This window comes from Nocardioides potassii, from assembly GCF_021648885.1.
Lineage (GTDB): Bacteria > Actinomycetota > Actinomycetes > Propionibacteriales > Nocardioidaceae > Nocardioides > Nocardioides potassii.
Genome location: NZ_JAKJHZ010000007.1, coordinates 414,660 through 428,542 on the forward strand (window position 1 = coordinate 414,660; position 13,883 = coordinate 428,542).

A 13,883-nucleotide genomic window follows, 5' to 3' on the forward strand; every position below is an offset into this window, starting at 1 on the left:
GCACGCAGGAGCAGGCGCATGAGCGCGGCGACGCCGGCGGTGGCCGGTCGCCGGCGGCTGCCGCGACCGGACGTGTCGGGTCGCATCACCGGGATCGTGTCGGACCTCGGTCGGTCACGCGCGGTGACCGGCGCGCGCCGGGCCGCGGACACCGCGTGGGCACGCACCGCGCCCGTTCGTGCGCGCATCGCCCCGATCGGCGCGTTCGTGCTCCCGCTCGGCTGGGTCGCGCTGGCCAGCCTCGTCGTCGCGGTGGTCGTCGGCCTCGACCGGTCGTGGTCCGAGCTCACCGCGGTGGCCGTCGCGCTCGCCGTCGTCCTGCTCGCCGCGGTCGCGTGGGTGGCCGGCAAGACGGCGTACGACGTCGACATCGCGCTGGACAACGAACGCGTCCAGGTCGGCGACGACGCCCTCGGGCGCCTGCTCATCCGCAACCGCGGCACCCGGTCCCTGCTGCCGACGAGCATCGAGCTCCCGGTGGCGCGCGCCGTCGCGTCGTTCGACCTCCCCGCCCTCGGACGCCGGGACGAGCACGAGGAGATGTTCGCCGTCCCCACCAGGCGACGGGGCGTCATCCCGGTCGGTCCGGTCGTCTCCGTGCGCGCGGACCCGCTGCACCTGCTGCGCCGTGCGCAGCGCTGGACCGAGCAGGTCGAGCTCTTCGTGCACCCGCGCACCCTCGTCATCGACTCCGGTCACGCCGGCTTCCTGAAGGACGTCGAGGGCGTCACCACGCAGGACCTGTCGAGCTCCGACGTGTCCTTCCACGCGCTCCGCGACTACGTTCCCGGTGACGACCGGCGCGCGATCCACTGGAAGACCACGGCTCGCACGGGACGGTTCATGGTCCGCGTGTTCGAGGAGACCCGCAGGTCGCACCTGCTCCTCCTGCTGTCCTTGCGTCCGGAGAACTACGCCACGCCCGACGACTTTGAGATGGCCGTCTCGAGCGTCGGCTCGCTCGGGCTGCAGTGCCTGCGCGAGGACCGGGACCTGTCGGTGGTGACGCAGGCCGGGCGCCTGCGCTTCCCGAGCGCTCGCGGCCTCCTCGACGAGCTGTCCCGGATCGAGCTGGTCCCCGGTTCGGCGCCCGTCCCGACCCTCGCCGAGGAGGGCGTCGCCGCGGTCCCGGGCGCCTCGATCGTCGCGCTCGTCACCGGAGGTGGCGCGGAGGCGGCCGAGCTGCGCGCGGCCGACCGAGCAGCTCCGCTCGACGCGTTCACGTTCGCCGTGCGGTGCGCCGACGGTCAGTCCGTCGCTCGGCGCAGGATCGGCCGCCTCACGGTGCTCGACCTGTCGACACTCGACGACCTGCCCCGCGCGGTGAGGACGATGCGATGAACCCGTTCACCCGACCCTCGCTCACCGAGCCCGGCACCACCCAGGTCACGCTGGGGCAACGTGCCCGCGGTGGTGCGCGCGCCGAGCTCGTCGACGTCGTCGCCATGCTCGTCCTGCTGGGCACGGGCGTCGTGGCCTTCGGTCCCGTCTTCGCCGACGTGTCGGGCTACGTCGCCGCCGGCGGTGGGGTGCTCGCGGGCGCGGCGGTCGCCGTCCTCGGCGCGTGGCGTCGGTGGTCGGTCTTCGGCGTGGCCGCCGCGACGCTCGCCGCCTTCGTCGTCCTCGGTGGCCCGCTCGCGCTGCCGTCGACCACGATCGGCGGCGTCGTGCCGACCCCGGAGACGGTGAACCGCCTGCTCGTCCTCACCTACCAGGCGTGGCGCGACCTGCTCACCGTCAGCGTGCCGGCTTCCTCGTTCACCGGCCCTGCCGTGGTCCCGTACCTCTCCGGCCTCGTGTGCGCGGTCCTCGCGCTGAGCCTGGCGCTGCGCGCACGTCGCCACCTCTGGGCGCTCGCGCCCACCGCCGTGCTCCTGCTCGTCGGCATCCTGTGGGGCACCAAGTCCGCCCCCGCGGCAGCGCTCCAGGGTGCCGTGTTCTGCGTCGCTGCACTTGCCTGGGCCGGATGGCGTACGGCGCTGCAGCAGCACCGCGACAACGCTCACCTGCTGATGAACCGGCGTACGAACACCGGCGCCCAGCGCCAGCGGCTCCTGGCCGCCGCCGCGATCCTGGTCGTCGCCGCCGGCGCCTCGGTCGGGCTCGGTGGAGGAATGGTGTCCGCCGCCGACCGCTACGTGCTGCGCGACGACGTCGTGCCGCCCCTCGACCTGCGGACCTATGCCAGCCCGCTGACGAAGTACCGGTACTACGAGCGCGACCAGAAGGAGGACACCCTCCTCACGGTGACCGGCCTCCCCGAGGGGTCCCGCCTGCGACTGGCGACCCTCGACGGCTACGACGGCCACGTCTACAGCGTCGACGCGGCGTCCGCGCAGTTCCGTCGCGTGGGCGACCGGATCGGGGTCGACCCTCCTGCGGGGGCCCGCACGGTGGGCATCGAGATCGACGACTACTCCGGCTACTGGATCCCCGGGGGAGGCGACCTCGGTGGTGTCGACTTCTCGGGACCGCGCGCCGACAGCCTGGCGGCGAGCCTCTACTACAACGCCGACTCCGGCACGCTCCTCAGCCCGGCGGGGGTCTGGGGCGGGGAGACGTACGACGTCACCATCGTGCCCGACGCGGCACCCAGCGACGACGAGCTCGCCGAGGACTCGATCGCCACCCAGACCGGTGAGGCCTCGGTCGAGGTCCCCGACGCGATCGCCGGCATCACCTCCGAGTTCGCCGAGGCAGGTGAGAGCCAGATCGACCAGCTCAGGAAGCTCGAGTCGAAGTTCCAGGAGACCGGGTTCTACTCCAACGAGGGCAAGGTCTCCGCCTCTGGTCACTACGACGGTCGGCTGACCCAGCTGTTCAGCGGTGCCCGGATGATCGGGGACGACGAGCAGTACGCGACGTCGATGGCGCTGATGGTGCGCCAGCTGGGCTACCCGGCCCGGGTCGTGCTCGGGTTCTACCCCGAGAAGGCGACCACCGCCTCGCGCCTCGAGCTGACCGGCAACGACGCGCATGTCTGGGTCGAGGTGCCCTTCGAGAAGGCCGGGTGGGTCGTCTTCGACCCGACCCCCGACCGGGACAAGACCCCGGACACCAAGGTGCCCAAGCCCGACGAGGTGCCCCAGCCGCAGGTGCTGCCCCCGCCGGTCCCCCCCGAGGAGCCGGTGGACCCGCCCGAGGACCGGACCGACGACAGCTCGACGACGAAGAAGGACGACGAGGAGACCTCGATCCCGGAGGGGGTCAAGATCGCCGGTTACGTGATCGGTGGGGCCGGGCTCCTGGTGTCGCCCTTCCTCGCGATCGCGCTGCTCAAGAAGCGGCGCCGACTCCGTCGTCGGCTCACCGGCCGGACCGCCGACCGGATCTCCGGTGGGTGGGACGAGGTCGTCGACACCGCCCGTGACCTCGGCGTCGTGGCGCCCGCACGGGTGACGCGCCAGGAGTCCGCGCGCGACCTCGCCGAGACCTTCCCCTCCGCAGGGCCGGTGGCCGTCGCCGAGCGGATGGACGCCCACGTCTTCGGGCAGGGCGAGCCGAGCAGCAAGGACGTCGAGGCGATGTGGCGCCAGGTCGACGAGCTGCGCAGCGGCATGGCGCGCTCCATGCACCCCGTACGACGACTGCGTGCCGCGGTGTCGCCGAAGTCCCTGCTGTCCGGTCGACGCAAGAGGAGCACGCCATGAACCAGTCCGCGCCCGCCGCGCCGGCGACCATGGGTCGCCGGGTCGCGGCACGCTCCATCGACGTGGGCGTCTCGATGGTGCTGTTCCTCCTCGTCAACCTCATCGCCCTCTCGGCACTGCAGTCAGGTGGCGGCGGCGGCCTGGTGCTGGTCCTGTTCGGCCTGCTCGGTGCCTGGAGCGTCTTCTCCTTCTGGGCGATGTTCGCCCGCGCCGCCCTCCCGGGCCAGCTCATGCTGGGACTGCACCACGTGGACGACTCCGGTCGGCGTGCCGGTGGCAGGACATTCGTGAAGTACCTCCTGCAGGCCCCCACCTTCGGCCTCGCGCTCCTCATCACACCCCTGAGCATCCAGGCGCCCAACCGGTCGTGGTTCGACCGCGTGGCGGGGGTGACGCTCGTGGACTCCACCGCCTCGCAGCACGACGCCGCGGCCGGTCCGCAGGTGGCGGCCCCGCCCGCGGGATGGCGCACCGACGAGTCGGAGCTCACCCAGGGCGGCCACGTGGCCACCGACGCGTCGACGGGCGGGATGATCAGCGCAGTGCCGTTCGAGGGCGCCGGGTCGCAGGTCATGCGCAACACCCCGCCCGCCGTACGGCGAGAGCCCGCCGTCGTCGACCCGCGTCCGGCCGCACCGGCGGTCGGCACGCCGGCCCCGGCGCCGGTCGCGACTCCGGTCGCACCGCCGCCCGGTCGCGCGCCGCGACCGGTCGCCGTGCTCGACTCCGGCGACACCTTCGAGATCTCACGCCTGCTCGTGCTGGGACGCGCGCCCCGACAGAGCGCCAGCCTCGGCGAGGCGGAGCTGGTGATCGTCCTGGACCAGTCGGTCTCGGCCAACCACCTCGCGCTCGGCGTCGATGGCGGCGCGCCGTGGGTGATGGACCTCAGCTCGACCAACGGATCGTGGCTGGAGCAGGACGGCCGCGCACCCGTGCGCCTCGAGGGCATGCGCAGGACGCCGGCGTCACCCGGAGCGGTCATCAAGCTCGGCCGCCGGACCGTCACGGTGCAGGCCCGATGAGCGGACGGGAGCAGCCGGTGCTGAGGGTGCGGGCCGGCGCGGCGACCGACGCCGGCGCCGTACGCGAGCGCAACGAGGACGCGTTCGTCGTCTCCGGACCGGTGTACGCCGTCGCCGACGGCATGGGGGGTCACACCGGAGGTGCGGAGGCGTCCGCCATCGTGGCGGACGAGCTGTCGAGCATCACGAGCACCCCGTGGGTGACCGCGGCCGGGGTGCACGCGTCGATCGCGCGTGCCGCCCGCCGCGTCGCCGACCTCGCCGACGGCGAGGGCCGCGCGCCGGGCTCGACGCTGAGCGGCGTCGGGCTCGCGCAGCAGGACGGGATGCCGTGCTGGCTGGTGTTCAACGTCGGCGACTCACGCACCTACCGCCTCCAGAACGGCGCCATCGAGCTCATCACGGTGGACCACACCCGCGTGCAGGAGCTCGTCGACGCCGGTCGGATCACCGCGGACGAGGCGCGGACCCACGCGCAACGCAACGTGATCACCCGGGCGATCGGGGCCGGGTCGGGCGGCACCCCCCACGTGGACCTGTCGCTGCTGGTGGCCGGTCCCGACGACCGCCTGCTGATCTGCTCGGACGGCCTGACGGGGGAGCTGACGGAGCAGCTGATCGCAGCTCTCCTCCTCGACATCGCCGACCCGTCCGCCGCCGCGGAGGCACTCGTCCGCGAGGCGGTCACCGCAGGTGGGCGCGACAACGTCACGGCGGTCGTGGTCGACGTGGTCGATCTGACGAGCTCGGCGCACGACGCGGACTCGGACGACACCCGTCCCGACCTGCAGGCCGTTCCGGAGGAGGGACACGGCACGCTCCCGGACGCCGTGTTGGCTGGGACGGAGGCCCCGTCATGAGCCGCACCGAGTGGACCACCGGGTCCCACCACCTGCTGGTCCTGGACGGCCTGGCCGTCCTGCTCCCCGCCGAGGTACCGAAGGAGCAGGTCGTCCAGATGTGGGACGTGCTCGGCGACGCCGGGACAGTCGACGGGCTCGGGGAGGTGCTCGACGTCCTGCGGACGGTCACCGGTCGAGGGCTCGGGTCGCTCCCGGACTTCGCGATGTCGGTCACCGACGACAGTGGGCTGCACGTGGCCGCGAGAGGCACCTTCAACGTGGACGTGACCACGGCCGACGGCCGGCAGGTCATCCGGGGTGACGAGGCCTCGCTCTGGGTGGAGCGGAACTTCGACCCGGCTACGGTGGTCGACGTCCTCCTCGCGACGGATGATCCCGATGGCACCTGGCTGCCGGTCGTCGGCGGGGTACTGCCGGCCGGCGCCGTCCGTCAGTCGTACGTCGACCGCGTCCCGGCCGACGTCCCGGCCTCCGATGACGGCGTACCCGAGGAAATGGCACGGCCAGCGCAGGAGACCCACGTCGATCCGGTCGCAGAGCCGGTCCGGACACCGGCGACCGAGACGTGGGTCGAGGCAGACGCCGACGAGCAGCCCGAACAGGCCGACGACCAGGACGGTGCTGGACCCGTTGCAGCAGAGATGCAGGACGAGCCCGATCAGCCCGCCGACGTGCCCGAGGACGACGCGATCGAGGACGGCGAGAGCGCGGTCGCAGAGGTCGTCCAGCCCGCGCGAGGCCGCTTCTCCTCCCTGCTGTCCCCGCACACCGTGATGCACGACGTGGAGGAGGCGGCGGTCCGCCCCGACGACGACGCGGACGACGACGCGGACGTGGAGCCGGGAGGACAGGCCGAGTCGGGGCAGCCGGCACCGGCGCCGGTCGTCGAGACGCCGAGCCCCATCGCCACCGCTGCTCCTCACCCGGTCGCGCCGCCCGCGCCGACATCTCCCGCCGCGCCTGCCGTGCCTGCCGCGTCGCCCTCTCCCAGCTTCATCTCCGGTGTCCCCAGCCGGTCGGCACCCGCCCCGGCCGTACCGGCCGCCGCTGCGTCCGCACCTCCCGTGCACGCACCGGCGGTCTCCGACGACGGACCCGAGCACCACGACGGCCACACGATGTTCGAGGCCCCCGACAGCACCGAGCTCGACGCGTACCTCGCGGACGGACCGCCGACGAGCGGCGCCGACTCGGTGCTCGGGGTGATGTGCCCGGCCGGTCACGGCAACCCGACGCACCGCACCGAGTGCCGGGTCTGCGGGCAGCGGCTCACGGGTGACAGCGTCCGGTTCGCCCGGCCTGGTCTGGGCTGGATGCACACGTCTGCGGGCGAGTCCATCGAGCTCGTCCAGAACGTGCTCGCGGGACGCAACCCGCGCGCGTCGCGGATCCAGGGCACGGTCATGCCGCGGCTGCTCCCGCTCCCGCACAGCCACGTCTCGGGCACGCACCTCGAGATCCGGCTGGAGGGCTGGAGCGTGATGGTGGCCGACCTCGGCTCGACCAACGGCACGTTCCTCCAGCGCCCCGGGCAGCCGACCGTCCGCGTCTCCGAGACCCCGCAGCTGCTCCACTCCGACGACGTCGTGCAGCTCGGCCACGGGGTCGACCTCCGGTTCGAGGCGCTGCCGTGAGCCGGCGCGCGGCGGCGGCGCCGCCCGAGATCCCGGGCCTGCGCTTCATCGAGCCCCTCGGCGTGGGCGGGTTCGCCGACGTCTACCGCTACGAGCAGCTCGGCCGCACGGTCGCCGTCAAGGTCCTGACGGCCGACCTCTCCCACAACTCGCAGCAGGCCTTCGAGGCCGAGGCCAACCAGATGGCCCGGCTCTCCAACCACCCTTCGATCGTGAGCATCTACCACGCCGGGGCGGCACCCGACGGCCGCTCCTTCCTCGTGATGGAGGTGTGCCAGCCGCGCACGCTCGACGACCGGATCAAGGTGCGGACCTACCCCGTGCCGAAGGCGCTCGAGATCACGATCCAGATCGCCGGAGCGGTCGAGTCGGCCCACCGGCTGGGGGTCCTCCACCGCGACATCAAGCCCGCCAACATCCTCTTCACCGAGTTCGGTCGCGCCGCGCTGACGGACTTCGGCATCTCCGTCTCCACCCAGGACGGCCAGCAGGGCGTGGGCATCGGCGTGTCTCCCGCCTGGGCGCCCCCCGAGCAGGTCACGAGGGGCCAGCCGATGGGCCCGGCCAGCGACGTGTACTCCCTGGCCGCCACCTGCTGGGCGATGCTCGGCGGTCGCAGCCCGATGGTCGTGCCGGGTGGCGACAACTCCAATCTCGCCCTGATGGCGCGCGCCCGCAACGAGCCGGTGCCTCCGCTGCGCCGCGAGGACGTCCCCGAGGCACTCGAGCGGGTGCTGCGCACGGCGATGGCGAAGTCGATGGACCAGCGCTACCCCTCGGCGCTCGAGCTCGCTCGCGCCCTCCAGGCGATCCAGACCTCGCTCCACCTCCCGGTCACGCCGATCGAGGTGGGCGAGGACACGCCCGACGTGTCGTCGTACGTCGACGAGACCGGGGTCGAGGACGCCGGCTCGACCCGCATCTCGACCTTCAAGGTGATCGACCCGGACGGCCCACCGGTGTCACCTCCCGCCCCGGCTCCGGTGGTCCCGACCAGCCGGAGCACGGGACCGGACTTCACCGGGCCTGCGATCCCGGCGTCGGTCACGGACGCGACGGTGGTGCCCCAGCAGCCGGACGCAACCGTCACCCCGCCGGCCGTCTTGGCAGGTGCGGGATCCGGCGAGGAGGCCGAGGTCCGGTCCTCGTCGCGCCCCAAGGTCGTGGCGGGGATCGCTGCCGCGGCCGTCGTCGCGGCCCTCGTGGGCTGGCAGGTCCTCGGTGGCGACACCGCGGGGACGACGCAGGACACCGAGGTCGATTCCGAAGCGCCTCCCGCCGACGCGATCGGCTCAGCGGTGCCCACTCCGCAGAAGGTCCGGCTCACGCGACAGGGCAAGCGGGTCGAGGTGACCTGGCAGAACCCGGACCCTGAGGACGGCGACACGTTCCTCTACCGGGTGGCCGACCCGTCACGCGAGCGTCCGTTCGCCGGCCCGGTCGACGCAGCGCCGGTCACGGTCCCGGCCCAGGCGGGGCGCACCTGCGTCGAGGTCGTGCTGCGGCGCAGCAACGGCCAGGCGTCCGAGGGCACGACGGAGTGCACCCGGTGACGGCGCCGGTCACCACGAGCGCCGCGCTCGCGATCGATTTCGCCGGCGAGGTCACCGAGCTGAAGCCCGGCTCGACCTTCACGATCGGCAGGGAGGGTGATCTCGGCCTCGACGACAACCCCTACCTGCATCGCACGTTCCTCGTCATCTCGTTCCACGACGGGCTGTGGTGGGTGCACAACGCCGGGTCGCGGCTCGCCGCCGGGCTCACCGACGTCGACGGCCTGATGCGTACGACGCTCGCCCCCGGCGCACGACTCCCGGTCGTCTTCGGTCGCACCAGCCTCACCTTCTCCGCCGGGACGACCTCCTACGAGCTCCTGCTCGAGTGCGCCAGCGCCGCCTACCTGCCGTCCCGTGCGACGGGCGGCACGCCCGAGGGAGACACCACGATCGCGCCGACCAGCTTCACCGAGTCGCAGCTGCTGGTGGTCCTGGCGCTCGCCGAGCCCGTGCTGCGACGGGTGGGCACCGGCTCCTCGAGCGTCCCGACGGCGGTCGAGGCCGCGCGCCGTCTCGGCTGGGCGCAGACCCGGTTCAACCGCAAGCTCGACAACGTCTGCGACAAGCTCGACCGGGCCGGAGTCTCGGGGCTGCGCGGGACCGGCAGCACCAGTGCGGCGAATCGACGGCTGCGGCTCGTCGAGTACGCCGTCTCCTCGCTCCTCGTCACGGCCGCCGACCTGCGGCTGCTCGACGCGACACCCACCGACCCGCCGGGAGGCGACGCGTGAAGCTCAAGCTCACCCTGCACCAGCCCGGCTCGCAGTCGCCCGAGCGTCACCTCCTGGTGACGGCCGACGCGACCACGACCGCCGGTTCGCTGGCGCAGACGCTCGCCGGCGCGAAGGAGTTCACCGGCCACGTACCGGGTGGTGAGCTCACGCTGCGCGGCACCGTCGGGGCGCGGGAGGTGGTGCTCGAGCCCGGGCTGCCGCTCATCGACTCGGGCCTGAGGTCCGGGGCACGCGTCGAGCTGGCGTCCGCCGCCCAGGACGGCGCCACCAAGCCGGCCGCCGCGTTGTTGACCGTGATCTCCGGACCCGACGCTGGCCTGCAGGTCAGCCTCCCGTCCGGCAGCGTCACCATCGGCCGGGCCGCCGACTGCGACGTCCGCCTGACCGACACGATGGTCTCCAAGCGGCACGCCCGGCTCAACATCGGCGGACACGTCGAGATCCTCGACGAGAACTCCGCCAACGGCGTCCTGGTGGGCGGGATGCGCGTCGCCCGCATCGTCCTCGGCCATGGCGACGCCGCCCAGCTGGGAGCCTCCGAGATCACGGTGTCGCTCACTGGACCGTCGTCGACGGCCAGCGCCAGCACGGACATCGCGTTCACGCGGTCGCCGCGCGTGCTGCGCCGACCGCGCCACGTCCAGCGTGAGCTGCCGACCGCTCCCACCGAGCCCGACCCCGCGCACCTCCCCGTGCTCGCCCTCGTCGCTCCGCTCGTCATGGGCGCGGCGCTGTTCGCCTTCACCCGCTCGGCCATCGCCGTGCTCTTCGTGGCCCTCAGCCCGCTGCTCATGATCGGGTCCTACCTCGACCAGCGCCGGCAGAGTCGCAAGAAGCTCGAGGCCGTCCGGGCGTCGTACGAGGCGTCGCTGGACCGGCTCGACGAAGAGCTGGCCGGCCGGCACGAGCAGGACCGGCTCTCGCTCGAGGAGCTGCACCCGACCCTCGCCCGGTGCGTCGATGCCGCCGACCGGCGCACCGACGTGCTGTGGTCGCGCCGCCCCGAGCACCCGGAGTTCCTCTCCGTCCGGCTCGGCACGGGTGACGTGGCGCCGTTCGTCACGTTCGACGAGCGGCAGGCGTCTGCCGACGGCATCCCGGACCTCGTGGCGCGCGGGGAGCAGCTGCGCGCGAAGTACACCGTCATGCCGGCCTCGGCGGTGACCTGCCACCTCCCCAGCGCCGGCAACGTGGGTGTCTCCGGTGGATCAGACGCGATGCGCGGGGTTGCGGCAGGCCTGGTCGCCCAGCTCGCGATCCTGCACGCGCCGTCGGAGGTCGTCCTCGTCGCTCTCGCGTCGCCCGGCAGCCGGGGTGCCTGGGAGTGGTTGGAGTGGCTGCCGCACACCAGCTCGCCGCACAGCCCGCTCACCGGCAGCCACCTCGCGGCCGATCCCGCCTCGGCCGCCGCGGTGCTCGACCGGCTCGAGGAGGTCGTCGCGTCGCGTCTCGCCGAACGGTCCGAGGACGCACCGGACCGCGGTCCGTCGGACTCCGAGTCCGAGCACCGCGCGCAGGTGCCGGCCGTCGTCGTGGTCGTCGACGAACCGTCGACAGACCTGGCGCGGCTCACCCGGCTCACCGAGCAGGGCCCCGACGCGGGCGTGCACGTCGTGTGGTGCTCCGAGCGCCGGCAGGACCTGCCGGCGAGCTGCCGGAGCTTCGTCGACCTGGCGGACAGCGCGTCGCCGAACGCGGGAATGGTGCGGCAAGGACTGGTGGTCACCCCGCTGCGGGTCGAGAGCATGGCCCGCGCCGACGCCGGGCACCTGGCCAGGATCCTGACCCCGGTCGTCGACGCAGGGAGCCCGATCAGCGACGAGTCCGACCTCCCGCGGTCGGTACCCGTGGTCGGCCTGCTGGGCCAGGAGGCCAGCGACGACCCGTCGGTCGTCGTCAACCGCTGGCGTGAGAACGGCTCGCTCACGGACCGTTCGGCGCCGCCCGTTCCGCGCGAGCAGCCGGTGAGCCTGCGGGCGCTGGTCGGGCATGCTGGCAGCGAGCCCTTCGCGCTCGACCTGCGGCTGCAGGGTCCGCACGCCTTGGTCGGCGGCACCACGGGCGCCGGCAAGAGCGAGTTCCTCCAGGCCTGGGTGCTCGGGCTGGCACACGCCCTCAGCCCGGACCGCGTCACCTTCCTGTTCGTGGACTACAAGGGCGGCGCCGCCTTCGCGCAGTGCGTGGAGCTGCCCCACTGCGTCGGCCTCGTCACGGACCTCTCGCCGCACCTCGTACGCCGCGCGCTCCGCAGCCTGCGGGCCGAGCTCCACCACCGCGAGCGGCTGCTGCGCAGCAAGCGGGCCAAGGACCTCATCGAGCTCGAGAAGACCGGCGACCCGGACTGCCCACCGAGCCTGATCATCGTCATCGACGAGTTCGCCGCTCTCAAGACGGAGGTGCCGGAGTTCGTCGACGGCGTCATCGACGTCGCCCAGCGCGGCCGCAGCCTGGGCCTGCACCTGATCATGGCCACCCAGCGGCCGACCGGTGTGATCAGCGACAGCCTCCGCGCCAACACGAACCTGCGCGTCGCGTTGCGCATGGCGGACGAGGTCGACTCCACCGACGTCCTCGACACACCGATGGCGGCCCACTTCGACCCGGCCACCCCCGGGCGGGGAGCCGCGAAGACCGGCCCCGGCCGCCTGGCTCGCTTCCAGTCGGGCTTCCCCGGCGCCCGGACGCCGGCGGAGATCCCGCCGGCCCAGGTGCTCGTCGAGGAGCTCGACTTCGGTCGCGGCCGGACCTGGACGACGCCGAAGCCGAGCGTGTCGCTGGAGGGGGTGGACACCGACATCACGCGCGTCGTCCGCACGGTCCGCCAGGCGTGCCGGCAGGCGGCGGTCCCGGACCCGCGCAAGCCGTGGATGGAGCCGCTGGCGCCGTCGTACAACCTCGAGCGCCTGCGCCAGCGCAGTGATGCGGAGGTCGTGCTCGGCGTCCTCGACGACCCGGACCACCAGCAGCAGGTGGTCGAGTACTACCGCCCGGACACGGACGGCAACATCCTCTTCATCGGCACGAGCGGCTGCGGCAAGACCACCGCCCTCCGCACCCTTGCCGTGGCGTCCGCGATCAGCCCGCGTGGCGGCGGTGCGCACGTGTACGGCCTCGACTTCGCTGGTGGCGGCCTCCGTCTCCTCGAGCCGATGCCGCACGTCGCGCCCATCATCGCCGGCGACGACGAGGAACGACTCGTGCGACTCCTGGACCGGCTGGTCCTGACCGTGGAGGAGCGCTCTGCGCGCTACGGGGCTGCGAACGCCGACACCCTCTCGCGCTACCGGAGCCTGGCCGACCAGCCGGACGAACCCCGGATCCTGCTGATGATCGACGGCTTCGCCGCGATGCGTGAGGCGTACGAGACCGCGAGCCGGCACCAGCGCACGTGGATGAACTTCCAGCGCCTCCTCGCCGAGGGCCGCTCGGTCGGTGTGCACGTGGCCATGACGGCCGACCGGGACGGTGCCGTGCCGATGGCGATCCAGGCGTCGTTCCAGCGCCGGATCGTGATGCGGCAGCCCGACGAGGACAGCTACCTGTCGCTCAACGTCCCGCGCGACGTCCTGGGCCCGGACAGCCCGCCGGGTCGCAGTGTGCAGCCCGAGAACCCGCAGGAGCTGCAGCTGGCGATCCTCGGCGACGACGACGCGGTGGCCGCGCAGGCGCGGCTGATCGAGGAGCTGGCCGTCGAGGTGTCGCCGCTGGTGCGCTCCCGACCGGCTCCCGTCGAGGTGCTGGGCAGCCACATCCCCGGCACGACGGTCCCGGCCTCCGTGGCGGGCCGGCCTGTGCTGGGTGTCGCCTACGACACCCTGCTGCCGGTGGGCCTGGACCTCGCCTCCGTCATGATCCTGGCGGGGCCGCCGGGCTCGGGCCGGACGACGGCGGTGCGCTGGCTGGCCGAGTCCGTACGGCGCGCCCGCCCGGACGTCCGTCGTGCGTTCGTCACGATGAGGCGCTCGCCGCTCGTCGTCACGGGTGGGTGGGACTGGACGGCCTGCGGCGCGGACGAGATCGCGGACGTCGTCGAGGCCCTCCGGCCGCTGGTCGAGCAGGACGGCGCGATCAGCCCCGTGATGGTCGTGCTCGAGGCCATGCCCGAGCTCGTCGGCACGCTGGCCGAGATGGACCTCGAGGCGCTCGTCGTCTCCGCCCGCCGCAACGGACACCTCGTCGTCGCCGAGGGCGAGACCGCCTCGTGGAGCTCGGCGTACGGCGGCCTGGGGGACGCGGTCAAGGCCGCACGCACGGCATTGCTGCTCCAGCCGGACGCCAACGACGGCGACACGCTGGCGAAGACCACCCTGCCCAACGTCAAGCAGGCCGACTTCGCCGTCGGGCGTGGCTACTGGGTGCGCGGTGGCGTCGCGACCCAGGTCCAGGTGCCGTTCCCGTCGTAGCCCCTCGTCCGAGCCGCC

Annotated in this window: 8 protein-coding genes; all 8 read left to right on the forward strand. The window is 73.2% G+C overall.

Annotation, left to right across the window (positions count from 1 at the left end):
• The first annotated feature begins 18 nt into the window (after positions 1 to 18).
• Genes L2K70_RS12715 through L2K70_RS12750 form a run of 8 tightly spaced genes read left to right on the forward strand, consistent with a single transcriptional unit; the run spans position 19 to position 13,865 of the window.
• On the forward strand, positions 19 to 1,341 hold the full coding sequence (locus L2K70_RS12715; protein WP_236402487.1) for a DUF58 domain-containing protein: 1,323 nt from the start codon (positions 19 to 21) through the stop codon (positions 1,339 to 1,341).
• A complete protein-coding gene (locus tag L2K70_RS12720; RefSeq protein ID WP_236402488.1) occupies positions 1,338 to 3,650 on the forward strand; it encodes a transglutaminase TgpA family protein in 2,313 nt (770 codons plus the stop codon). The genes L2K70_RS12715 and L2K70_RS12720 overlap by 4 nt, the downstream gene beginning before the upstream one ends.
• Positions 3,647 to 4,675 carry an RDD family protein gene (locus L2K70_RS12725; protein ID WP_236402489.1) on the forward strand — a complete coding sequence of 343 codons (1,029 nt, stop codon included), beginning with the start codon at positions 3,647 to 3,649 and terminating at the stop codon, positions 4,673 to 4,675. The genes L2K70_RS12720 and L2K70_RS12725 overlap by 4 nt, the downstream gene beginning before the upstream one ends.
• Entirely contained in the window at positions 4,672 to 5,535 is an 864-nt protein-coding gene (locus L2K70_RS12730; RefSeq protein WP_236402491.1) for a PP2C family protein-serine/threonine phosphatase, read from the forward strand. Before L2K70_RS12725 ends, L2K70_RS12730 begins: the two co-directional genes overlap by 4 nt.
• Positions 5,532 to 7,172 carry an FHA domain-containing protein gene (locus L2K70_RS21190; RefSeq protein WP_268930492.1) on the forward strand — a complete coding sequence of 547 codons (1,641 nt, stop codon included), beginning with the start codon at positions 5,532 to 5,534 and terminating at the stop codon, positions 7,170 to 7,172. Before L2K70_RS12730 ends, L2K70_RS21190 begins: the two co-directional genes overlap by 4 nt.
• Positions 7,169 to 8,725: a serine/threonine-protein kinase gene (locus L2K70_RS12740; RefSeq protein WP_236402492.1), complete on the forward strand. Its 1,557-nt coding sequence runs from the start codon at positions 7,169 to 7,171 to the stop codon at positions 8,723 to 8,725. Before L2K70_RS21190 ends, L2K70_RS12740 begins: the two co-directional genes overlap by 4 nt.
• A complete protein-coding gene (locus L2K70_RS12745) occupies positions 8,722 to 9,459 on the forward strand; it encodes an FHA domain-containing protein (RefSeq protein ID WP_236402494.1) in 738 nt (245 codons plus the stop codon). The genes L2K70_RS12740 and L2K70_RS12745 overlap by 4 nt, the downstream gene beginning before the upstream one ends.
• A complete protein-coding gene (locus tag L2K70_RS12750; protein ID WP_236402496.1) occupies positions 9,456 to 13,865 on the forward strand; it encodes a type VII secretion EssC family protein in 4,410 nt (1,469 codons plus the stop codon). The genes L2K70_RS12745 and L2K70_RS12750 overlap by 4 nt, the downstream gene beginning before the upstream one ends.
• Positions 13,866 to 13,883: the final 18 nt, after the last annotated feature.

Bases quoted from the DNA above. Each gene is read 5' to 3' on its own strand.
- L2K70_RS12715 (WP_236402487.1), top strand. From the start codon at position 19: ATGAGCGCGGCGACGCCGGCGGTGGCCGGTCGCCGGCGGCTGCCGCGA.
- L2K70_RS12720 (WP_236402488.1), top strand. From the start codon at position 1,338: ATGAACCCGTTCACCCGACCCTCGCTCACCGAGCCCGGCACCACCCAG.
- L2K70_RS12725 (WP_236402489.1), top strand. From the start codon at position 3,647: ATGAACCAGTCCGCGCCCGCCGCGCCGGCGACCATGGGTCGCCGGGTC.
- L2K70_RS12730 (WP_236402491.1), top strand. From the start codon at position 4,672: ATGAGCGGACGGGAGCAGCCGGTGCTGAGGGTGCGGGCCGGCGCGGCG.
- L2K70_RS21190 (WP_268930492.1), top strand. From the start codon at position 5,532: ATGAGCCGCACCGAGTGGACCACCGGGTCCCACCACCTGCTGGTCCTG.